We start from the raw sequence: 22,486 nt of genomic DNA on the forward strand, positions 1-22,486 counted from the left end.
GAGCAACATGCCTCTCATTCCGGGATCAGCGGATCGTGCGTTGCATGCGCAAGATGTCGCAGCGACGCGCGGCTAGCCGCAGTTCCAGGCCCGCCCGATCGGCGTCCAGCTCCAGCACGGGCCGTAGCTGCCGCCATTGTAGCGCCCGCCGCCATGGAAGCCGGGCCGACCGAAATAGTGCCAATCGCCGCCATACCAGTATTCCGGCGAAAAGTCCGGGTAGCCGCGGGCGGCGCCGCGCGGACCGAGCACCGGAATGGTCTGGTTGGGCGGCTGGCGGTAGCCGGGCAGGAAGCCATAGCCATGCCAGCGGGCGGTCTGCCGCTTCTTCGAGGAAGCAGCCGCGCTCAGGTCAGGCTGCAGCAGGGCGAGGATGACGATCGAAAGGGACAGGATGCGCAACATGATGGGAGCTTAGTCGGCGCGCTGCGCCGTGGCGATTCAAATCATGGTGCGTTTTGTTGCCGGGACAAGAACGGGCAACAAGCGCGCCTGCGACAGCGTGTCAGCTATCCGGCTACTTTGCATGGGGTTGTTTTCGAGATTTTCGACTAGGACCGGGCCGGCGCGCCTGTCGTCAAGCTGGCGACAGTCCGTGTCGTCGCCTCAGCTATCCACCTTGAGCGCGGCGATGAAGGCTTCCTGCGGGATGTCGACCTTGCCGAACTGCCGCATCTTCTTCTTGCCTTCCTTCTGCTTCTCCAGAAGCTTGCGTTTGCGCGTGATGTCGCCGCCGTAGCACTTCGCGGTGACGTCCTTGCGCAGCGCGCGGACGGTTTCGCGTGCGATCACCTTGCCGCCGATCGCCGCCTGGATCGGGATCTGGAACATGTGCGGCGGGATCAGCTCCTTCATCTTCTCGACCATGGCGCGGCCGCGGCCCTCGGCGCGGGTCCGATGCACCAGCATCGACAGTGCGTCGACCGGCTCGGCGTTGACCAGGATCTGCATCTTGACCAGGTCGGCCGGCTTGTAGTCGGTCAGATGATAGTCGAACGAGGCGTAGCCCTTGGACACCGACTTCAGGCGATCGTAGAAATCGAACACCACCTCGTTGAGCGGCAGGTCGTATTTCACCATCGCGCGGGAGCCGACATAGGTGAGCTCCTTCTGCGAACCGCGGCGGTCCTGGCACAGCTTCAGCACGCTGCCGAGATATTCGTCGGGGGTGAGGATGGTAGCCTCGATCCAGGGCTCCTCGATCTCGGCGATCTTGACCACGTCGGGCATGTCGACCGGGTTATGGATCTCGAGCTCGGTGCCGTCGGTCAGCTTCATCTTGTAGATGACGCTCGGCGCGGTCGCGATCAAATTGAGGTCGAACTCGCGCGACAGCCGCTCCTGGATGATCTCCAGATGCAACAGCCCGAGGAAGCCGCAGCGGAAGCCGAAGCCGAGTGCGGCGGAGGTTTCCATCTCGAAGGAGAAGCTGGCGTCGTTCAGCCTGAGCTTGCCCATCGCCGCGCGCAGCGTCTCGAAATCGTCGGCGTCGACCGGGAACAGGCCGCAGAACACGACCGGGATCGCCGGCTTGAAGCCCGGCAGCATTTCGGTGACGGGCTTCCTGTCGTCGGTGATGGTGTCGCCCACTCTCGTATCGGCGACTTCCTTGATCGCCGCGGTGATGAAGCCGATCTCGCCGGGGCCGAGCTCCTCGACCTGCTGCATCTTCGGCGTGAAGAAGCCGACGCGCTCGATGTCATAGGCCGCGCCGGTGCCCATCATGCGGATGCGGCTGCCCTTCTTCATCACGCCGTCGACGACGCGGATCAGGACGACCACGCCGAGATAGACGTCGTACCAGCTGTCGACCAGCAGCGCCTTCAAGGTCGCGTCGCGGTCGCCCTTCGGCGGCGGCAGGCGGGTGACGACCGCCTCCAGCACGTCGGGCACGCCGAGGCCGGTCTTGGCGGAGATCATCACGGCGTCGGAGGCATCGATGCCGATCACGTCCTCGATCTGCTGCTTGACCTTTTCGGGCTCGGCCGCGGGCAGGTCGACCTTGTTCAGGACCGGCACGATCTCGTGACCGGCGTCGAGCGCATGGTAGACGTTGGCGAGCGTCTGCGCCTCGACGCCCTGGCTGGCGTCGACCACCAGCAGGGAACCCTCGCAGGCCGCCAGCGACCGCGAGACCTCGTAGGCGAAGTCGACATGGCCGGGCGTGTCCATCAAATTGAAGATGTAATCCTTGCCGTCCTTGGCGCGGTAGTTCAGCCGGACGGTTTGCGCCTTGATGGTGATGCCGCGCTCGCGCTCGATATCCATCGAATCGAGCACCTGCTCCTTGCCCGCCATTTCGCGATCCGACAGGCCGCCCGTCATCTGGATCAGGCGGTCGGCAAGGGTCGATTTGCCATGGTCGATATGGGCGACGATGGAGAAGTTGCGGATGTTCGAAATCGGGGCAGTTGTCATGGGGCGCGGGATAGCATCCGCACCCCCGCGCGGGCAACCATATTGCGGTATTTTGCGGGGATGTGACGGCGAATCACGGCCGTGTTTCAGTCAGATCCGCCATGATCGATTTTAGGGCACGTTTCTGCTAGGTGTTTCGGCCCCAAAACCGTGGACCTGACGATGCGCTGGACCCTTCTCGCCGCCGGATTGCTCGCCGTGTTGTTCGCAGCGCCCGCAGCCGCCGACAAGCGCGTCGCGCTGGTGGTCGGCAATTCGACCTATCAGAACGTGTCGCGGCTGCAGAATCCGAAGGACGATGCGCAGCTCGTGGCCGACACGCTGCAGCGGCTCGGCTTTGCACTGGTCGGCGGACAGGCCCAGGTCGATCTGGACAAGGCCGGTTTCGATGCCGCGATCCAGCGCTTCGGCAGCCAGCTGATGGGCGCCGACGTGGCGCTGTTCTATTACGCCGGTCATGGCATCCAGGTGCGTGGAACGAATTATCTGGTGCCGGTCTCGGCGAATCCTGTGCGCGAGGCCGATGTCGATTTCCAGATGGTCGATGTCGGCCTGGTGCTGCGGCAGATGGAAGGCGCCGGCACGCGGCTCAACATCGTCATCCTGGACGCCTGCCGGAACAATCCGTTCGGCGGCCGCGGCTTGCGCGCCGCCGACGGCGGCCTTGCCCAGATCCGCGCGCCGGAGGGCACGCTGTTGTCCTACGCGACCCAGCCGGGCAACGTCGCGCTCGACGGCGATGACGGCCACAGCCCCTACACGCGCGCTCTCGTCGACACCATGCAGAAGCCCGGGCTCGACGTGCTGCAGGCGTTCAATCAGGTCGGCCTCGTCGTCAAGCGCGCGACCGGCAGCGCGCAGCAGCCCTGGGTCTCGACCTCGCCGATCGACGGCTCGTTCTATTTCGCCGGCAACGCGCCGGCTCAGGTTGCAACCGTCGATCCGCCGGCAACGGTGATCCCGCCGCAGCAAAATCTGCCGCCATCGGCGCCGCCGGTGGTGCGCACGCAATCGGATTTCATCATTGCGGATTCCGACAGCCGCCTGCTGTCGGAGAGCGATCTCAGGCTGCTCAGCAAGGACGATCTGCGGATCGCGCGCAATGAAATCTTCGCGCGGCGCGGGCGCTACTTCAACGCGCCCGACCTGACCGCGCGATTCAGCAGGTTCGCCTGGTACGTGCCCCGCTCATGGGATCCGCCGCTGAATGCGATCGAGAGCGCGAATGTCGCGCTGATCGATCGCTTCGAATCCGGTGGCGGCGCTGCGCCGAGCGGTTTCATCTTCCCGGATTCCGACCGGCGTCTGCTGACGCCGGCCGATCTGCGGCGGCTGTCGCGGGACGAGTTGCGGATCGCACGCAACGAGATCTTCGCCCGCAGGGGCCGCTATTTCGATTCCGCCGATCTCAAGGCGTATTTCGCGCGCTTCCCGTGGTATGCGCCGAACAGCTGGAATCCGAAGCTGAACGCGATCGAGGAGGCCAATGTTGCGCTGATCGATCAGGCCGGAAAGCGCTGAATGGCCGCGCGCGGCACGGCCTGCATCGTTGCTTTGCTGGCGCTGCTGCCGCCGTTTACGCACGCGCAGAGCAAGAGCGAGCTGCTCGACCGCCTGGTGCGCGCCTATCCCGATGCGCTGTCCGGCCATGACGACACTACGATCACCTGGCGCGACGGCACGGTGATGCCGGTCGATGACGGCGTCTCCGGCAAGCCGTTCGATCAGATGCTGCGCAATGCCTCGATCCTCGACCAGATGCGGCAGCCTTATCCGTCCGGGCCATCGGCGCCGCCGGCCCCGAACGTCGATCCCGGCCGCTTCCGCAACGAGGCCTTCTTCAAGAAGATGTATGGCGACTGCAACACGGCGGAGGTCAGGCGGAACCTGGTGACGATCACCTGGCTGCCGCGGTCCTGGGCCAAGCCGGTTCAGGTCACGCGGGTCAACGGCGTGGCCGAGCGCCTCAAGCAGGTCTCCGCCGAGATCGACGCGCTCGATCCGGCGCTGCGCGCCGCGGCCTTTCCGATCGCGGGTGTGCTATCTTGTCGCGCCGTCGCCGATACCGGGCGGATGAGCATGCATGGTTATGCGGCCGCGATCGACCTCAACCTGAAGGTCTCGGATTACTGGCTATGGGCGGGCAAGGGCAAAACCATCCCCTACAAGAACCGGATGCCGCGCGAGATCGTCGACATTTTCGAGCGCCATGGCTTCATATGGGGCGGCAAGTGGTATCACTACGATACCATGCATTTCGAGTACCGGCCGGAGCTTCTCGGAAAGTGAACCGGCCGGCTGGAGGCGTTCTCACGCCAAGCTGATTACACTGGCCACAAAAACGCGCTAAAGCGCGATGAAATGCTGGTGAGCACTCACTCATCGCTCCTTCCGCTTCCATTCGGCATGATCCTTCCGGGAAACCGCTTTCCACGTTTCCGGGTCATGCCTCAGGCACAGGCCATGTCGACCGCCACCACCCTCCCTGCCGCAAGGCGCACGACCCGCAGACTGACGATCCGGCGGATCGCCGCCTGGATTGCCTCGCGCGCCACCGATCCCAAGACCAGCCTGTGGCTGGTGTTCGGCTTCGCATTGGTTCACGCGGTGCTGTGGACGCTGATCCTGGTCAAGCTCAAGGCTGCGCAGGACGTCCATATGGACGTCGCGGAGGCTTATGCCTGGGGCCAGCGCTTCCTGCTCGGCTATGGCAAGCATCCGCCGCTGTCGGGCTGGATCGCGGGGGTCTGGTTCAGGATTTTCCCCGTCACCAACTGGTCGACCTACGCGCTCGCGATGGCAACCGTCAGCTTTGCGCTGGTGGTGTGCTGGCTGATCGCGCTGCGCGTCGTCGATCGCCGTCGTGCGTTCTTCATGGTGGTGATGCTCGCGCTCTACCCGATCTTCAATTTCAAGGGCTTCAAGTACAACGCCGACCTCGCGCAGCTGGTGCCGTTGCCGCTGTTGGTGCTTTGGCCTATCTGAACGCGTTCGAGAAGCGCAGCTTCAAATCGGGGCTCTGGCTCGGCTTTGCCGGCATGCTGGCGCTGATGACCAAGTACTGGGTGGTGACGATGATCGGCGCCGTCGGCCTTGCCGCGCTGATCCATCCGCAGCGGATGCAATTCCTGCGCTCGCCGGCGCCGTGGGTTGCGATCGGCACCATGATCGTGACGATGATCCCGCATCTGGTGTGGCTGGAGGAGGTGAACTTCGTGCCGTTCACCTATGCCGGCGACGTCTACGCGCTGTCGAGCCGTGAGCTCAACGTCCAGCTCGTGATCGGCTACATCGTGCACAATCTCGGTCTGCTCGCGATTCCGACCGTACTGGGCCTTGTGGCGCTGCTGCTGGGGTCGGTGCCATGGCGGCCGTCGGACGTGCTGGCGCGGATCTGGTCGGGCGGACCCAATCCGTCCGTCAATCTTCCGCAGGCGCTCAACATCTGGATCATCCAGCTGATCGTCGCGATCGGGGCCGCCGCTCGGCGCGCTGGCGTTCACCGTCTACATCAAGACCGATTGGGGCATCCCTCTGTTCTTCCTGGTGCCGCTTGCGCTGGTTGCGATCCCCTCGCTGCGTTTCCCGCGCATGGCGCTGTTCTCGATCACGGCGGTGTGGTTCGTGGCCACGATCGTCACGCTGATCGCCGCGCCCAGCATCGCCACGCAGGAAATCGCCTCCAACCGTGTCGGCGGCTCGACCTACGCCGCGCGCTCTGAATTGGCGCGCGAGCTCACCCAGACCTGGCAGGACAGATTCCATTCGCGCTGGGCGGTGGTGGTCGCACGCTCCGACATCGGCGAGCCGATGACGTTCTACAGTCCGGATCATCCGGCCTCGCTCGTGCCGGGCGAAGCGTGGTCGTCGGGGCTGACGTCGCTCGACGAAGCCAAGCGTCGCGGCTTCATCGGCGTCTGCGACACCACCGATCCGGTGTTCCTGCAGCCATGCGAGGCATGGATGGCGGAGCATGCCAAAGATGCCGAGCCGCTGGTGATGAACACCATGCGCTTCTTCAACGGCCATCCCGGTCCGTCGACAGTGTGGAAGGTCTATCTGGTGCCGCCGGCGAAGTAGCCATTTCCAGGCATCGGTGCCGTGCCGTTTCCGTCATCCTGAGGTGGCCGCTTCTTCAGCGGCCCTCGAAGGATCGACGGCCACTGGCGGGGCCGTGCATCCTTCGAGGCTCGCTCCGCTCGCACCTCAGGATGACGGGGAGAGTAGCGGCGAAGGATCGTCTTACGTGCCTTCTTCGTTGAACTTGCCGGCGACGAGCTCGGCGATGGCGTCGAGTGCCTGCTGCGCCTCGTCGCCTTTCGCGGAGACCACGACCGTGGTGCCGGGCCCTGCGGCCAGCATCATCAGGCCCATGATCGAGGTGCCGCCGACAGTCTCGCCGCCGCGCGTCACCCAGATCTCGGCGTTGAAGCGCTCGACCAGCTGGACGAACTTGGCCGATGCCCGCGCATGCAGGCCGCGCTTGTTGACGATCAGGAGTTCGCGCGAAATGGCGCCCGCTGGCACGCCCGGGCCGACATGGTTTTCGCCCGGGGCCTCGCCGCTCATTTGCCTGCGAGAACGCGGCTGGCGATGGTGACGTATTTGCGGCCGGCTTCCTGCGCCATCGCGATCGCGTCGGGCAGCGAGCGCTCCTCGCGAACCTTGGCAAGCTTGACCAGCATGGGAAGATTGATGCCCGCGAGCACTTCCACCTTCGGGCGGCTCATGCAGGAGATCGCCAAGTTCGACGGCGTGCCGCCGAACATGTCGGTGAGGATCGCAACGCCGTCGCCGCTATCGACGCGATTCACCGCCTCGATGATGTCGCTTCGACAGAGATCGGAATCGTCCTCGGCCCCGATCGTAATTGCTTCAATTTGTTTCTGCGGACCCATGACGTGTTCGAGCGCGGCTCTGAACTCGTCAGCAAGGCGCCCATGGGTCACCAGCACTAGACCAATCATCGGAAACTCCTCGCGGGCGCCCTTTGGTGCACCGCACGAACGCGCCACTTTGACCATCCAGAGGCCCTGCGCAAGAGGGCATCTTGGCTAGTCTCCCGGTTCCTGGCGGTAGAGAGGGGAGGCTGCGCCGGCAAAATCCGACGCCATAGTGGATGTGATATGGTTACCAATTCCCTTCCCACAATTGGCCGCAAGATTACGGGAGGATGAACTTTCAGGTTGTCGTCAGCGCAGCGACAACCAGCGGCAGGGGTTGGAAGCCGGCCGGTACGGGAATTCGCGGTATTGAAACACCATTAAGGCGGATCTTGAGCGCCTCCGGCGGCGGCAGCCGCTCGGCATCGTCGGCGGCAAGGTCGACGATCAGGCCGACCACGGCCTCACCTGCGAACGGACAATGGCGGATTCCGAGGCCTCGGATCTCGATCAGACCGGCCAATTGCTGTGCCGGGCGAACCCACAATTGTTCGCCGGCTGTGTCGAGATGGACACGGTCATCCCCCACTAAAATGGCCGGCGGAAGCGCTCCGGTGCGCCCGGCGAGAATCAGGTCGAAGGCCAGGCGCGACTTGCCGGCGCCCGACGGACCGCGGATCAGCACCGCACGCTCGCCGACCAGAACGGCGGATGCGTGCACGCTTGAATTGTCGCTCATAGGGTCGGCAGCCTGACCACGAAACGGGCGCCGGCGACCGTGGGCTTGCCGTCTTCGTCCGCAGGGCCCAGACGGTTCTCGGCCCAGATGCGCCCGCCATGCGCCTCGATGATCTGCTTGGAGATCGAGAGCCCAAGGCCGGAGTTCTGGCCAAAGCCTTGGTGCGGCCGGTCGGTGTAGAAGCGCTCGAAGATCCGCTCCAGCGCGTCCTCGCCGATGCCGGGCCCGTCATCGTCGACCATGATCTCGACCTCGCCGCGGGTGCGGCGGCAGACGATGCGCACCTTGTCGCCCGGCTTGGAGAACGATTGCGCGTTCGACAGCAGGTTCGAGATCACCTGGCCGAGCCGGGAATCATGGCCGGGCACCGAGAGCGTGTCGGTCGGTCCACGGCCCTCGAAGCGGACTTCGACGGCGACGTCGTGGCCGAGCCGGGTCTCGTTGGCGACGCTGGTCAACGTGGTCAGCAGCCGGCGCAGATCGACGGGCGCCATATCCTGGCGCTGCAATTCGGCGTCGAGCCGGCTCGCGTCGGAGATGTCGGAGATCAGGCGATCGAGCCGCTTGACGTCGTGCTCGATCACGGCGAGCAGCCGCGCGCGGCTGTTCTCGTTGCGCGCCAAGGGCAGCGTCTCGACTGCGGAGCGCAGCGAGGTCAGCGGATTCTTCAGCTCATGGGCGACATCGGCGGCGAACATCTCGATCGCCTCGATGCGGCTGTAGAGCGCGTTGGTCATGTCGCGCAGCGCGCCCGAGAGATGCCCGATCTCGTCGCGGCGTCCGGTGAAGTCGGGAATCTCGACGCGGGTCTGGATGCGGTGACGAACGCGCTCGGCGCCGTCGGCGAGCCGCCGCACGGGACCCGCGATCGTGCTCGCCAGCAGCAGCGACAGCATGATCATGACGGCGGAGGCGACCCCGCCGATCTTGAGGATGGCGAGGCGCTCGGACATCACCAACTGGTCGATGTCGTCGCCCTGCGTGGTCAGCATCAATGCGCCGCGCACGGCGCGGAAATGCTGCACCGGAACGGCAACCGAGACGATGATCGCGCCGCGATCGGTGACGCGCACCGCGCTGCCCTTCATGCCCTCGAGCGATTGCGCGACCTCGGAATAGCCCTTGCCGCCTTCGGGGCCGAGCTCGCGGTAGATCGGCAGGTCGCCGCGGTTGAGCCAGGTCTTGATCGTGGCCTTGGTCTTCTCGTACAGCGACGGCTTCTCCGACGGCGGCGGCAGCTCCATGCGAAGCACGTCGCCGCGCGCGAACAGGTTGCGGCTGTCGAGGATCAGGCCGCCGTCGCGGTCGAAGATGCGGGCCCGCGTCTTGGTCGGCGCGATCAGGCGGCGCAGGGTCGGCGCGACGCGCTCGGGGTTGATCGGGAAATCCGCCGATTCATCCGGCTGGCCGAAGCTCTCGCCGGGCTTGAGGTCGAGCAGCCGGTCGGGATCGATGGTGACGGTGTTGCCTTCGACGGTCGCAGACGCCGCGATCGCCTCCGAGATGATCTCGGCATAGACCAAGAGGCTCTGCGTGCGCGCCTCGATCAGGCCGGCGCGGAATTGCGAGAGATAGAGGATGCTGGCGACCAGCGCGACGAGGCCGGCCAGATTGAGCGAGACGATGCGGCGCGTCAGGCTCGAGAACGACAGCGCGAAGAAGAACTGACCGGCGCGGCGGACCCAGCCGAGCGGGCGGCGCCAGCCTTTGTCGCGCGCCAAATCGTCGGCCACGGCCTCTTGATCGAGGAGCTGTGACGCGTCCTCGGTGTTCAGTCCCTGCTCGAGCTGCGTTCGATCAAGCACTGGCAAAGCTGCCGGTTGGTATGGATGTCGTCCCGCGAAGCAGACAGTCGCCCGAGCTTACCCCAGCCGTGCGGGGCCTGTCAGTTAACAAGCCGCCCGGGAAGCGCAGATCAGGCTTCCTTGAAGCGATAGCCGACGCCGTACAGCGTCTCGATCATCTCGAAATCGTCGTCGACCACCTTGAACTTCTTGCGCAGCCGCTTGATGTGGCTGTCGATGGTGCGGTCGTCGACATAGACTTGGTCGTCATAGGCCGCGTCCATCAGCGCGTTGCGGCTCTTCACGACGCCGGGGCGGGTGGCGAGCGCCTGCAGGATCAGGAATTCAGTCACGGTGAGCGTCACCGGCTCGTTCTTCCAGGTGCAGGTGTGGCGCTCCGGATCCATCCGCAGCAGGCCGCGGTCGAGCGCGCGGGCATCCGGCTCCTTCGGTGCGGCGGTCGGATCCTTCGGCTGGCCGCGGCGGAGCACGGCCTTGACGCGTTCCACCAGCAGGCGCTGGGAGAACGGCTTGCGGATAAAATCGTCGGCGCCCATCTTCAGGCCGAACAATTCGTCGATCTCTTCATCCTTCGAGGTGAGGAAGATCACCGGCAGGTCGGACTTCTGGCGCAGCCGGCGCAGCGTTTCCATGCCGTCCATGCGCGGCATCTTGATATCGAGGATCGCAAGATCGGGCGGTGACGTGCGAAACCCATCCAGCGCCGACGCACCGTCCGTGTAGGTCATGATGCGATAGCCTTCGGCTTCGAGCGCGATCGAGACCGACGTGAGAATGTTGCGGTCGTCGTCGACCAAGGCGATTGTGGGCATGAGCTGCTTTCACAATGAGAGTGGCTTAGACGGCGGGCACTCTGGCGACTCGCCGTAGAATATGGGCTTCGAACGCGGTCAACGAGCAATGCAAGCTGGGCTGAAGTGTGACCGAGTTCCGCAAAAAACGCTCTGCGACCCACGCGTTGAACCCCATATAGCACCCTGAGACCGTGAGAAAAGGCTCTTTTTTCAACGGGAACCGGCTCGATTCGCCTCCAAAATGACCCGATAGGCCCATGCAACCGACCGCCGACTTCGACCCCGCCCACCTTGCCCGCTCCCTGCTCCGCCGCAGCCGACAGGGCGCGCTCGCCACGCTGATGACCGGTTCCGGCGATCCCTATTGCTCGCTGGTCAATCTGGCCAGCCACCCCGACGGCTCGCCGATCCTGCTGATTTCCCGGCTGGCGCTGCACACCAGGAATATCCTGGCCGACAACCGCGTGTCGCTGATGCTGGACGAGCGCGGCGAGGGGGATCCGCTGGAGGGGGCCCGGATCATGCTGGCCGGCCGGGCGGAGGAGGTCGCGGAGGCTGAGCAGGATCTCGTCCGCCGGCGCTACCTTGGCGCTCATCCGTCAGCGGAAGCCTTTGTACAATTTAAGGATTTCTCGTTTTTCGTGATCCGGCCGAGCGGCGCCCATCTGGTGGCCGGGTTCGGCCGGATCGTCGACCTCAAGCCTGCGCAGTTTCTGACCGACCTCGGCGGCGCCGAAGCGCTGCTGGAGGCCGAGCCGGGCGCGGTGGCGCATATGAACGAAGATCACCGCGAGGCCATGAACCTCTACGCCACGCGGCTGCTGGCTGCGGAAAGTGCCGACTGGCTGTGCACCGGCTGCGACCCCGACGGCATGGACATGCAGGCCGGCCGTGACACGCTGCGGCTCGATTTCCCCGAGCGCGTCAGCAACGGCACCGAGCTGCGCAAGATGCTGGTGCGGCTCGCCGGCGAGGCGCGCGCCAAGGAATAGAGGGAGGGATAGGGAGCACGACCTGTTGGCATCGAACGGCGGTGCTGTGCGCGACGAGGCATGGTGTCGCACGGTGCGGCTCCGCGCGCGTTGGCCGAGGCCGGGCGCAGCGTCTCTGACAGCGCGATCATTTCGTGCCGGCGCTGATATCATCGCCGACGGGCGCGATGCGGGTTGCGAGAATTTCCGGCGTTGCTGTTCCGGAAGATCGCTCGGATCGCGAGCTTCAACCGCTGACGTGCACGTGCAACGCGGTGATTGCGTTACCATCGATCGCTACGATCAGTGATCCTGTTGCAGCCGAACGCAGCCCGCTTTGCGGAACATTCGCTGCTGCCGGGCATTGCAATCATCCAAGTTCGACGACGGGTGTTGAGCTCAATCGCATGCAGCTCGATGCCGACCCAGTGGTGCAATCCGCGTGCAACACGATCGTGGACGACATGCCTGGCACTGCAGCGCAGCGTCAACTCGCGGCGGTCCATCGTAACGATACATCCTCAGCGCGAAACGCATACCCGGCATTCTCCTTGCCTGCCGCGTTGCTCGGCGCGGATACACGCCAGTCGCTGGCACTCTTTGTGCATCGCAACGCCTTGCTCGCAGCGGGAAAGGCGACGAAACGTCGCCCGATCGCCGCGAAAACAACGAGAAAGCGAAAGCAAAGCGAAAGCGTTTCGCGCTGCGGTATTTGCGCCCGATGATGTGCCCGCCTTGGAATAAACCAAAAGCCATTCGACTGGCTTGGCAAGCCCGGCGATCCCCACTATTAGGTCGCCGGACCGGGGCCGAGAGGCTATATTATTCTGATGACGGTCACCGCGGCGGAGCGCGACTAGCGATGTTCGCGCGAACAAGGATACGCGGGTTCGAGGAGGTTCTTCGTGCAAGAGACGGGCGTGCATAACGGTGCCTTCGGCGCCGACAAATTCGGCTTAAAAAATCTCAAAGGCGTGCATTGGAACTATGGCGCGCCGCAGCTCTACGAGCACGCGTTGCGATCAGGCGAAGCGGTGCTCTCGGCCGATGGCGCGCTTTGCGCGGATACCGGCGTGTTCACCGGCCGCAGCCCGAAGGACAAGTTCACGGTCCGCGATGATCTCACCGACAAGAGCATGTGGTGGGCTGGCAACCAGTCGATCACCTCGGAGCAGTTCGCGACGCTGCATGCCGACTTCCTCAAGCATGCCGAAGGCATGACGCTGTTCGCGCAGGATCTCTACGGCGGCGCCGATCCGAAGCATCGCATCAAGACACGCGTCTTCACCGAGCTTGCCTGGCACTCGCTGTTCATCCGCACGCTGCTCATTCGTCCCGAGACGTCGGAGCTCGCGAGCTTCGTGCCCGAACTCACGATCATCGATCTGCCGAGCTTCCGCGCCGATCCGAAGCGCCACGGCTGCAAGTCGGAAAACGTCGTCGCCATCGATTTCGCCCGCAAGATCGTCCTGATCGGCGGCTCGCAATATGCCGGCGAGATGAAGAAGAGCGTATTCACCACGCTGAACTATTACCTGCCCGAGAAGGGCGTGATGCCGATGCACTGCTCGGCCAATGTCGGCCCGGACGGCGACACCGCGATCTTCTTCGGCCTGTCCGGCACCGGCAAGACCACGCTGTCGGCCGATCCCAAGCGCACGCTGATCGGCGATGACGAGCATGGCTGGAGCGAGGACGGCGTCTTCAATTTCGAAGGCGGCTGCTACGCCAAGTGCATCAAGCTGTCAGGCGAAGCCGAGCCGGAAATCTATGCCGCCAGCAAGCGCTTCGGTGCGGTGCTGGAGAACGTCGTGCTCGGTGCCAACGATCGCGTGCCCGATTTCGACGACGGCTCGAAGACCGAGAACACCCGCTCGGCCTATCCGCTCGATTTCATTCCGAACGCCTCGCGCACCGGCTGCGCGCCGCATCCGAAGAACGTGGTGATGCTCGCCGCCGACGCCTTCGGCGTGATGCCGCCGATCGCCAGGCTGACGCCGGCGCAGGCGATGTATCACTTCCTGTCCGGCTACACCGCGAAGGTTGCCGGCACCGAGCGCGGCCTCGGCAACGAGCCGCAGCCGGAGTTCTCCACCTGCTTCGGTTCGCCGTTCCTGCCGCGCGATCCGTCGGTCTACGGCAACATGCTGCGCGAGCTGATCGCCAAGCACAATGTCGATTGCTGGCTGGTCAACACCGGCTGGACCGGCGGCAAGTACGGCATCGGCCGCCGCATGCCGATCAAGGTGACCCGCGCGCTGCTCACCGCGGCGCTGAACGGTTCGCTCCGCAATGCCGACTTCCGCACCGACAAGTATTTCGGCTTCGCGGTGCCGACCTCGCTGCCGGGCGTCGAGCCGCACATCCTCGATCCGATCAAGACCTGGGCCGACAAGGCCGAGTTCGACAAGACCGCGCGTGCGCTGGTCGGCATGTTCCAGAAGAACTTCGCCAAGTTCGAAGCGCAGGTCGACGCCGAAGTCCGCGCCGCCGCGCCGGAAGTGAAGCTCGCAGCCGAGTAATTCGCGCAAGCGTATGCGATTTGAAAAGGCGGCCCTCGTGGCCGCCTTTTTGTTGCAGTCTCGCTTCCTCTATCCGCGCGACACTCCCTCAATCCGTCACCCTGAGGAGGCCGCGGAGGGGCCGTCTCGAAGGGTCGACGGCCACCAGCCGGGCCGTGCATCCTTCGAGGCTCGCTCCGCTCGCACCTCAGGATGACGGGATTGGGACTACTCGCCCATCTCGGGCAGCACCGCATTGCTTGGCGTCTGTCTGTCGGTGATCTGCAGGCCGAACAGGCTGCCGATCAGTTCGACCGCGACGCGCGCGGTGCGGCCGCGCTCGTCGAGGAACGGATTGAGCTCGACGATATCGAGCGAGCGCACCAGTCCGGAATCGTGCAGCAGCTCCATGATGAGATGGGCTTCCCGATAGGTCGCGCCGCCCGGCACCGTGGTGCCGACGCCGGGTGCGACTTCCGGATCAAGGAAGTCGACGTCGAACGAGACATGCAGCACGCCGTTCTTGGCCCTGACGCGCTCGATGACACGGCGGGTGAGCACCGCGACGCCGAACTCGTCGATCTGGCGCATGTCCGCGATCAAGACGTTGCGCTGCCGCAGCAGCTTGCGCTCCAGCGGATCGACCGAGCGGGTGCCGATCAGATCGAGCTGATCGGGCGGGATCGACGCCCGCGGCAGCCCGCCGAGCAGGTCGTCGAGCCCCGGCTCGCCGCACAGGAAGGCGGCCGACATACCGTGCATGTTGCCGGTGATGGTGGTAGCCGGCGTGTTGTAGTCGGCATGGGCGTCGACCCACAGCGCGAACAGCGGCCGACCCTTCTCCTGCCAGTAGCGCGCGACGCCGTTGATCGATCCCATCGACAGTGAGTGATCGCCGCCCATGAAGATCGGGATCGCGCCGGAATGCGCCAGCCAGTAGGCGCGCTCGGAGAGGGCGCGGGTCCAGGTCTTCACCTCGTCGTAGAACTTGGTATTCGCCGGCGCTGGGCCGTCGGCGACCACGGCCGGGATCGCAAGGTTGCCGTGGTCGTCGACCCGGAAGTCGAGCTGCTCGAGCAGGCGCGCGATGCCCGCGGTGCGCAGCGCGTCCGGGCCCATCAGCGGGCCGGGCTGCGACGCCCCGATCTCGATGGGAACGCCGAGCAGGGCGATGCGCGAGGGTCTGGAATTGTCGGCTTCGGACATGCGGCAGGGCTCCCAAAGGCGTGGAACAGAAGCGACGCGCCACTGTTCCCTCAACCCTTGAAATAGGCAACCCGGTCCAATCCGGCCATGTGGATAGTTGAGTTGTGCGTCCAGATTTGACGCGTTTTCTTCACCGCGAACCGGTGCCCATCCCGCATCACGTGCGGGACAGGCTTCGCTCGAAAACGCGCTAGGCCTTGAAATAGGCGATCTGCGTCGTGGTGGCGAGCAGGCGGCCGGAGGGCGACCACAATTCGCCGTGCTGGTCGCCATAGCTCTTGTGGAAGATCTTGGCATCGGCGGTGGCGAGCACGCGGGTGGTATCCTCCGCATCCATGTCGGCTGCATCGACATGGAAATAGGTCGTCAACGACACCGTGCCGAACGGCACCAGTTCGTGCCGCGCGTGGAACACGCGACCGAAGAACGCGTCCGACATCGACATCAGCGACAGCGCATCGAGCTTGCGCGGCACGCGGTCGGCGATCCAGAGTTTTGAATAGGGGCTCGACGGCTGCTTCGCGGCGCCGCCGCCGAGTTTCGGTTCGCCTTCGGCGAAGCGGAAATCATACTGGTTGGCCCAGGTCATCGCGAGCTTCGGATAGGGCCGCAGCTCCTCGAACGGCACCGCGCCGGGAAACTCGGCGGGCTGATGCGACCAGGACGGGCGGCGCTCGGCAAACACCGCAGTCGCCAAGGTCGTGACCTCGCCGCCGCCTTGCGTCATCTCGACCGACCAGTGCTGGCTCGAGCGATTGCTCCGCACCAGGCGGACGTCGAGATCGAACATGCCCTCGGCGACGGGTGCGCAGTAATTGACGGTCAGCGCCAGCGGATCGCCCGCGCGCTGCGGGTGCTGCATCAGGGCGCGCAGGATCGTCGCGGCGGTGCAGCCGCCGAACGGGCCGACGAACGCCCAGTAATCCGGGCTGGTTCGTCCCTGCCAGCGGCTGTCGCCGGCGGTGACGGCGGTAGCTTCGTCGAACAAATGCGGGGTCTTGGTGAGCATATTCTTCGGTTCCGTCATTGCGAGCGAAGCGAAGCAATCCAAAGCCGCAAAGCAAGTCTGGATTGCTTCGTCGCTTTGCTCCTCGCAATGACGCCCTTATCCGGACAAGCAATATCCCGGCAAGGAGGCGGAATTCAATGACGTCGGACGTCATCGATTTCCACGTCCCGGGACTGTCAGCCCTTCGCCTCGCGCTGGTTGCCGAGCTGCGGCGAGGCGCTCGGGTGCACCGGCACATGCCAGATGTCCTCGGCATATTCGCGGATGGTGCGGTCGGAGGAGAACCACGCCATGCGCGCCACATTGAGGATCGAAGCGCGGGTCCAGGCCGGCACCACCTGCCAGCGCGCGTCGATGCCGCGCTGCGCGTCGTAGTAGGAATCGAAATCGGCCGAGACCATGTAGTGGTCGAGATAACGCAGCGCGTGCCCGATCGAAGCGAAGCGCGCGGCATCGCCCGGCGAGAACTCGCCGCTCTCGATGGCGCGGATCGCGCGCTCGAGCCGCGGCGATTTGCCGATCACGTCGCTGGCATCGAGCCCCTGCTTGCGGCGGACCATGACGTCGCCGGCCTCGAGGCCGAAGATCGCGATGTTCTCCTCGCCGACATTGTCGCGGATTTCGATGTTGGCGCCGTCGAGCGTGCCGATGGTCAGCGCGCCGTTCAGCGCCAGCTTCATGTTGCCGGTGCCCGAGGCCTCCATGCCGGCGGTCGAGATCTGCTCGGAGAGATCGGCGGCGGGGATGATCACCTCGGCGAGGCTCACATTGTAGTCGGCGAGGAAGACGACCTTCAGTCTGCCGCCGAGCGAAGCGTCGTTGTTGATGACCTCGCCGACGTCGCTGATCAGCTTGATGATCAGCTTGGCGTAGCGGTAGCTCGCCGCCGCCTTGCCCGCGAAGATCTTCACGCGCGGCACCCAGTCGCGTTGCGGCTCGTCCTTCATCGCGTGGTACAGCGCGATCGTCTCCAGGATGTTGAGCAGCTGCCGCTTGTATTCGTGGATGCGCTTGATCTGCACGTCGAACAGCGCCGACGGGTCGACCTTGATGTGGTTGCGCTCGCCGATCAGCCGCGCCAGCGCCAGCTTGTTGTGATGCTTGACGTCGCGGAAGCGCTTCTGGAATTCCAGATCGCTCGAGTGGGGATCGAGCCGTTCGAGCAGCGAGAAGTCGTCGAGCACGGCCTCGCCGCAGGTCTCGCGGAGCAGCGCGGTCAGCCGCGGGTTGGCCAGCATCAGCCAGCGGCGGAAGGTGATGCCGTTGGTCTTGTTGGTGATGCGCTGGGGATAGAGATGATGAAGATCGTGGAACACGGTCTCCTTCATCAGGTCGGAATGCATCGCGGAGACGCCGTTGATGCGGTGCGAGCCGACGAAGGCGAGCTGGCCCATTCGCACACGGCGGCCGCTGCGCTCGTCGATCAGCGACACCGAGGCGCGGTATTCGATGTCGCCGGGGAAGCGCTCCTCGGCGAGCGCGAGATGGGCCACGTTGATGCGGTAGATGATCTCGAGATGCCGTGGCAGCAGCCGCTCGAACAATTCGACCGGCCAGGTCTCGAGCGCTTCCGGCAGCAGCGTGTGATTGGTGTAGGACAGGGTCGCGACCGTGATCTTCCAGGCCTCGTCCCAGCGGAAACTGTGCAGGTCGACGAGGATGCGCATCAGCTCGGTGACCGCAAGGCTCGGATGGGTGTCGTTGAGCTGCACGGCCGCCTTTTGCGCGAGGTTGCGCAGGCCGCCGTCGGAGGCGAGATGCCGCTTCACGAGATCCTGCAACGAGGCCGAGACGAAGAAATATTCCTGGCGCAGGCGGAGCTCGCGGCCCGCCGCGCTCTCGTCGTTCGGATAGAGGAATTTGCAGATCGCTTCCGCGCGTGCCTGCTCGGCGCTGGCCGAGACGTAATCGCCGGTGTTGAAGACGTCGAGCTTGAGCGGATCGGGCGCGTGCGCCGACCACAGCCGAAGCGCGTTGACGTGCTGGCCGCGCCAGCCGACGATCGGCGTGTCGTAGGCCATTGCCTCGACGGTTTCCGCCGGGTGCCAGGTGGCGAGGTCGCGGCCGCGGTCGTCGACATGCTCGACATGGCCGCCGAAATGGACGTTGTAGACCACCTCCGGCCGCTGAAATTCCCAGGGGTTGCCGAAGGCGAGCCATTCGTCGGGGTATTCCTGCTGCCAGCCATGGTTCATGATCTGGCGGAACAGACCGAAATCGTAGCGAATGCCGTAGCCGGTCGCGGGGATCGCCAGCGTCGCCATGCTCTCCATGAAGCAGGCCGCGAGCCGCCCGAGACCGCCATTGCCGAGCGCCGCATCCGGCTCGCATTTGCGTAGGTCCGACAGATCGACGCCCAGGTCGCCGAGCGCGGCCTCGAACAGCGGCAACAGTCCCATATTGTTCAGCGCGTCGGTGAACAGGCGGCCGATCAGGAATTCGAGCGAGAGATAATAGACGCGCTTGGAGCCGGCGTCGTAGGTCTGCTTCTCGGCCGTCAGCCAGTGGTGCACGATGCGGTCGCGCAGCGCCAGCGCCGCCGCCTTGTACCAGTCGCGCCTGGTCGCAACGGTGGCGTCCTTGCCGATCGCCAGCCGGAGCTTGGCGAGGATCGCGCCCTTGATCTCGGTCAGCGCCAGCTCGTCGATCGGCTGGTTCAATGCCGGGTAGTTTGTTTGTTCGTGCAAAGCGCTCAATCCCTGCCGTTCAGACTTCCGGATCATGATGCGATCATATTGTCCGGATCATGCCCCAAGTCGATGATACGCGCGTTGCATGGCAATCGAAACCGCCCGAAGCGTTGCCGTGCCTGGCGCTGCCGACATTTTATGCAAGGACCGGGCCGATTCAGATGCCTTCGGAACCGTCGTAGCCGGTGCTACGATCGGCCGTGAAGGCCGGGATTTTGCGGCAATTTGGCGGAGGATGCGTGATGAGACTCTTGATCGAGATCGCGGCCACGGCGTTGCTCATGGTGTGCATCACGGCGACCAGCGCAGCCTATGCGGCGGGCAAGCCGGGCCGCAGCGCCGATGGCCTGAGCTGCAGCTTCAGCGTGGCGCAGAACGCCTCGCCGGCCGCGCGCTGCGCCGCCATCAAGCGGCAATGCGGCGGCAAGTTTGACGCGAATGCTTGCGGTGACAAGCTGCTGTCCGCAGCAAATTAGGTCGCCGCACAACGCGCCTTCACGCGCAATCGGAAACACCGTGGTGATACGGATTTCCAAGGCTTAACGAGTTCTTTACAACCACAGCTGTCGCTCGTGGGGCGGGCACATTTTTCCAGCTCCGACGCATTTCATTCCGAAGCAATTTTTCAACGGGCCGCTGACTTAGTCAGCGGCCCGAATTGCTTTGTGGGCAGGGATACGCGTGACAGAGCGATGATGCTCGGTCCCGCCACGGCGTCGTCCTGGCGAAGGCCAGGGCTGGCAACGCTCGTAGAGCTTCTTACCGCTCCAAGTGGGTCACGATTGGTCGTTCTCGACGACGTTTATTCCCTCCTCGCTCAGTGCCTGCATGACCGCCTCGATGTCATCGGGCGTTGTCGTCGTTGACGGCAGCAGGTCGTTGAGTTGGTCGAATGTGATGGCTCCCGTCAAGCGGCCAAGCTCTACGGCCATCCGGATCGCATCTTGCAGTCTCATTCCTCGGCTCTCCAAAATCGCTGCCCTTACCAAATGGCGAGAGTCTCGGTGTATTCGGATCGGCGAGGGAACGAATTAAGAACACTTTAGCAAGTCTTTGATATATCATTGTGATTCGGCGCCTGCGCCGACACAATATCTATGGTCTCTCAGTCTCCGCGAGGGCTACATGTCCACCATCGCCTTTGACCAATTCGCTCTGACCCGGATTGCCGATTTCGCGCGGTCGCTGTCGCGGCTGCACCAGGCCTCGCGGCGCCAGCCGATCGACGATGACCAGCTCGACCGCGAGTTCAATGCGGTCTGCATGTCGATCTGGGGCTACACCACGGATGATTTCAGCGACGAGCTGTTCTCGGACGAGGATCACGCCTGGCTCGATACGCTCGATGAGGCGCATGCGCGCATCTTCGCCGGCGAGCAGGGTTACGACCTCGTCGACGATCACGGCATGCTGACGGACTGGTGGGGCTATTGCTGGATGATCCTTGCCGAGAAGCGCGGCCTCCTCAATCCGGAGAACCGCGCGGCCGCGCGGGCCGCGATCGAGGAGAAGTACATGGCCGCGCCGAACGTAATCGGCGTGATCGTGGCGCGCTGAGTGGCGCGGCTCGAAGCCGTCAGTTCGCCTCGGCCCGCTTGCCGGGCTTGGCGGCGTTGCCCTTCGGCACCACGGACGATGGTGCCGAAGGCGCCACATCGCGGCTGGTTTCCGGTAGCGGCGCGTCACCGGCGATCTCGGCGCTGACGGGAGCGACCTTCATTTCGCCGAGCCGCGCGCGCACCGCCGCGGTCAATCCGGGATAGGAGGCGATCGGCGTGAAGTCGAAGGACTGCTCGTTGCCGACGCGGACGCCGGTGTAAGCGACGAGGCCGTCGGTGGTCGCGATCACGTCGCCGGCCTTCAGCGAGGCATCGAGCGCGAGGTCGACCGGCGCGAGCCCGGCCGGGTCGCGGCCGTTGCAGGTGCAGTCAGCGCGCAGCGCCTTGCGATAGGCGAAGGCGTTCTCGCTGTCGGCATAACGCTCGCCGGTGCTCGATGCGGAGCTGTCGATATGGCTGCCGTAATAGACCTTGGTCGCGCTCGCGGGACAGAACGCCTGGCAGAGCTGCGCCGGTGTCGCGTTGCCGCGCATCGTCAGCGGAAAATACTTGCCGTCGCAGCTGCGCACGCAATACGCCGGCCCGGAACCGGCCACGCGCGGCGCCGAGACCGGTGCAGATGTTTGCCGTTCCGGCTGCTGGTTGAGACCGAACGGATCGGCGAAGAAATTGGCTTGCGGCGGGGCCTGCCGGCCCTGCTGCTTCTGGGAACCGCCGAAGAAGAAGTCGAACAGCCCTTCGGCCGAGACGGGAGCGGGCACGACCAGGACGGAACCCGCAAACGCAGCGGCGGCAAGCATCACGCGGCGCCGCATGCGCCGATCACTCAACTCTGTACGCAACGCCAACTCCACCCGACGCGCCTCGCCGCGGCGACAAGGTGCCCCGGCGGCTTCACCTTAAGGCGGGATGGTAAACGAGCGATTGATTGGGGGTGACGGCGTCACAGGAAGGCGAGATGGCGCGAGCCTCTCTTCACCTCGCCCCGCTTGCGGGGAGAGCATAGGCCGCCTCCGGCGGCCGTCCTCAAGAACGCCGAAGCAAGGCTTCGGCTATGTCGCATGAAGTATTAGCGGAATGCGATGCGGGTGAGGGGGTACAGGTCTTACCGCGTTCACGGCTCGTGGAAGCAGCCCCTCACCCCGACCCTCTCCCCGCAAGAGCGGGGCGAGGGGGAAGAAAAGACCTCAGTCCTTCAGGAACTCGCCGGCCTTGTACAGCGCGCGGAACGGCAGCCCGGCTTCGGCGAACGTCTCGGTGGCGCCTTCCTCGCGGTCGACCATGGTGAACACCAGTGCGATCTCGCCACCGGCCTCACGCACGGCTTCCACCGCCTTCAGCGCGGAGCCGCCGGTCGTGGTGACGTCCTCGACGATCACGATGCGCTTGCCCGCCAGTGTCTCGCCCTTGGCGAGCCCTTCGACGGCGAGCCGCGCGCCGTGCTCCTTCGGCTTCTTCCGCACGAAGAAGGCGGCGATCGGATGACCCTTCAGCCATGAGAGCTGTGCAATCGCGCCGGCGAGCGGCACCGCGCCCATCTCGAGCCCGCCGACGAAATCGAGCCGGTCGTCCTTCAGCGCATCATAGGTGAGCTCGGCGAGCAGCGCTGCGCCTTCGGGATCGAGCATCGTCGGCTTCAGGTTGAAATAGAAATCGCTCTTGCGGCCCGACGCCAAGGTGATCTCGCCGCGGCCGAACGAGCGCTTGCGGATGATCTCGGCGAGGCGGGCACGGGAGGCTGATTTGGACAAAGGCTTTTCCCTTGGGGGTTCTTTGGGGCTTCTGAAGCGGCCGGCAATCTATCGGCGGTCTCCCGCACATTCCAGCGGGTAAATCCCGCCGTCAACAGTGCCCGCGCCGCCATTTTCAGCGCAGCCGTGTGCGGAAAGCGCGGTTGTGCGGCCGTAGCAA

Annotated in this window: 20 protein-coding genes and 1 pseudogene; 8 read left to right on the top strand and 13 right to left on the bottom strand. The window is 64.8% G+C overall.

Annotated elements, in window-relative coordinates; all coding sequences use genetic code 11:
* Positions 1-72 precede the first annotated feature (72 nt).
* Positions 73-405: a hypothetical protein gene (locus ACVWW1_RS34245; RefSeq protein ID WP_456658929.1), complete on the bottom strand. Its 333-nt coding sequence runs from the start codon at positions 403-405 to the stop codon at positions 73-75.
* Positions 406-606: 201 nt separating this feature from the next.
* Complete coding sequence (lepA, locus tag ACVWW1_RS34250; RefSeq protein ID WP_456658930.1) at positions 607-2,418, bottom strand: translation elongation factor 4; 1,812 nt, start codon at positions 2,416-2,418, stop codon at positions 607-609.
* Between the two features lie 162 nt (positions 2,419-2,580).
* On the opposite strand from lepA, the gene ACVWW1_RS34255 reads away from it, so the two are divergent.
* The 3 genes and pseudogenes from ACVWW1_RS34255 to ACVWW1_RS34265 all read left to right on the top strand — a co-directional run bounded on the left by ACVWW1_RS34255 (position 2,581) and on the right by ACVWW1_RS34265 (position 6,498).
* Entirely contained in the window at positions 2,581-3,939 is a 1,359-nt protein-coding gene (locus tag ACVWW1_RS34255; protein ID WP_456658931.1) for a YARHG domain-containing protein, read from the top strand.
* Positions 3,940-4,707, top strand: a complete 768-nt coding sequence (locus ACVWW1_RS34260) for a M15 family metallopeptidase (RefSeq protein ID WP_456658932.1) — start codon at positions 3,940-3,942, stop codon at positions 4,705-4,707.
* 174 nt (positions 4,708-4,881) lie between these two features.
* Positions 4,882-6,498, top strand: a pseudogene (locus tag ACVWW1_RS34265) (glycosyltransferase family 39 protein).
* A 162-nt stretch (positions 6,499-6,660) separates the two neighbouring features.
* On the opposite strand, the gene ACVWW1_RS34270 reads toward ACVWW1_RS34265, so the two are convergent.
* From ACVWW1_RS34270 to ACVWW1_RS34290, 5 genes are all read right to left on the bottom strand, one after another.
* The gene (locus tag ACVWW1_RS34270) at positions 6,661-6,987 is read right to left on the bottom strand and encodes an HPr family phosphocarrier protein (protein ID WP_456658933.1); all 327 of its coding nucleotides are present in this window, start codon (positions 6,985-6,987) and stop codon (positions 6,661-6,663) included.
* Entirely contained in the window at positions 6,984-7,385 is a 402-nt protein-coding gene (locus ACVWW1_RS34275) for a PTS sugar transporter subunit IIA (protein WP_021076632.1), read from the bottom strand. Before ACVWW1_RS34275 ends, ACVWW1_RS34270 begins: the two co-directional genes overlap by 4 nt.
* A gap of 214 nt (positions 7,386-7,599) precedes the next feature.
* Positions 7,600-8,040: an HPr kinase/phosphorylase gene (locus ACVWW1_RS34280; protein ID WP_176534018.1), complete on the bottom strand. Its 441-nt coding sequence runs from the start codon at positions 8,038-8,040 to the stop codon at positions 7,600-7,602.
* Entirely contained in the window at positions 8,037-9,845 is a 1,809-nt protein-coding gene (locus ACVWW1_RS34285) for a sensor histidine kinase (RefSeq protein ID WP_207833612.1), read from the bottom strand. Before ACVWW1_RS34285 ends, ACVWW1_RS34280 begins: the two co-directional genes overlap by 4 nt.
* A 110-nt stretch (positions 9,846-9,955) precedes the next feature.
* A complete protein-coding gene (locus tag ACVWW1_RS34290) occupies positions 9,956-10,657 on the bottom strand; it encodes a response regulator transcription factor (protein ID WP_016843287.1) in 702 nt (233 codons plus the stop codon).
* A gap of 239 nt (positions 10,658-10,896) precedes the next feature.
* Here ACVWW1_RS34290 and ACVWW1_RS34295 point away from each other — a divergent pair, with 239 nt between their 5' ends.
* From ACVWW1_RS34295 to ACVWW1_RS34305, 3 genes are all read left to right on the top strand, one after another.
* Positions 10,897-11,631, top strand: coding sequence for a HugZ family pyridoxamine 5'-phosphate oxidase (locus tag ACVWW1_RS34295; RefSeq protein ID WP_456658934.1), 735 nt, complete (start codon positions 10,897-10,899; stop codon positions 11,629-11,631).
* Positions 11,632-11,765: 134 nt separating this feature from the next.
* Positions 11,766-12,335, top strand: coding sequence for a hypothetical protein (locus ACVWW1_RS34300; protein WP_456658935.1), 570 nt, complete (start codon positions 11,766-11,768; stop codon positions 12,333-12,335).
* Between the two features lie 180 nt (positions 12,336-12,515).
* Positions 12,516-14,132, top strand: a complete 1,617-nt coding sequence (locus ACVWW1_RS34305; protein WP_456658936.1) for a phosphoenolpyruvate carboxykinase — start codon at positions 12,516-12,518, stop codon at positions 14,130-14,132.
* Positions 14,133-14,339: 207 nt separating this feature from the next.
* On the opposite strand, the gene rocF is transcribed toward ACVWW1_RS34305, so the two are convergent.
* The 3 genes from rocF to ACVWW1_RS34320 form a co-directional block, all read right to left on the bottom strand.
* Complete coding sequence (gene rocF / locus ACVWW1_RS34310; RefSeq protein ID WP_456658937.1) at positions 14,340-15,317, bottom strand: arginase; 978 nt, start codon at positions 15,315-15,317, stop codon at positions 14,340-14,342.
* A gap of 190 nt (positions 15,318-15,507) precedes the next feature.
* Entirely contained in the window at positions 15,508-16,326 is an 819-nt protein-coding gene (locus ACVWW1_RS34315; RefSeq protein ID WP_176534012.1) for an acyl-CoA thioesterase, read from the bottom strand.
* A 176-nt stretch (positions 16,327-16,502) separates the two neighbouring features.
* Entirely contained in the window at positions 16,503-19,049 is a 2,547-nt protein-coding gene (locus tag ACVWW1_RS34320) for a glycogen/starch/alpha-glucan phosphorylase (protein WP_456658938.1), read from the bottom strand.
* Positions 19,050-19,258: 209 nt separating this feature from the next.
* Between ACVWW1_RS34320 and ACVWW1_RS34325 the strand changes: the two genes are divergently transcribed.
* Complete coding sequence (locus tag ACVWW1_RS34325; protein ID WP_176534010.1) at positions 19,259-19,492, top strand: hypothetical protein; 234 nt, start codon at positions 19,259-19,261, stop codon at positions 19,490-19,492.
* 300 nt (positions 19,493-19,792) lie between these two features.
* Here the strand turns inward: ACVWW1_RS34325 and ACVWW1_RS34330 are convergent, their stop codons facing one another.
* A complete protein-coding gene (locus tag ACVWW1_RS34330; protein WP_456658939.1) occupies positions 19,793-19,972 on the bottom strand; it encodes an RNA polymerase sigma factor region1.1 domain-containing protein in 180 nt (59 codons plus the stop codon).
* A 169-nt stretch (positions 19,973-20,141) separates the two neighbouring features.
* Between ACVWW1_RS34330 and ACVWW1_RS34335 the strand changes: the two genes are divergently transcribed.
* On the top strand, positions 20,142-20,573 hold the full coding sequence (locus tag ACVWW1_RS34335; protein ID WP_176533988.1) for a hypothetical protein: 432 nt from the start codon (positions 20,142-20,144) through the stop codon (positions 20,571-20,573).
* A 19-nt stretch (positions 20,574-20,592) separates the two neighbouring features.
* Here the strand turns inward: ACVWW1_RS34335 and ACVWW1_RS34340 are convergent, their stop codons facing one another.
* Together ACVWW1_RS34340 and pyrE are read right to left on the bottom strand one after the other, a co-directional pair.
* On the bottom strand, positions 20,593-21,390 hold the full coding sequence (locus ACVWW1_RS34340; protein WP_456660743.1) for a DUF2865 domain-containing protein: 798 nt from the start codon (positions 21,388-21,390) through the stop codon (positions 20,593-20,595).
* Positions 21,391-21,762: 372 nt separating this feature from the next.
* Complete coding sequence (pyrE, locus tag ACVWW1_RS34345; protein ID WP_456658940.1) at positions 21,763-22,326, bottom strand: orotate phosphoribosyltransferase; 564 nt, start codon at positions 22,324-22,326, stop codon at positions 21,763-21,765.
* Positions 22,327-22,486: the final 160 nt, after the last annotated feature.

This window comes from Bradyrhizobium sp. JR3.5 (assembly GCF_054057015.1).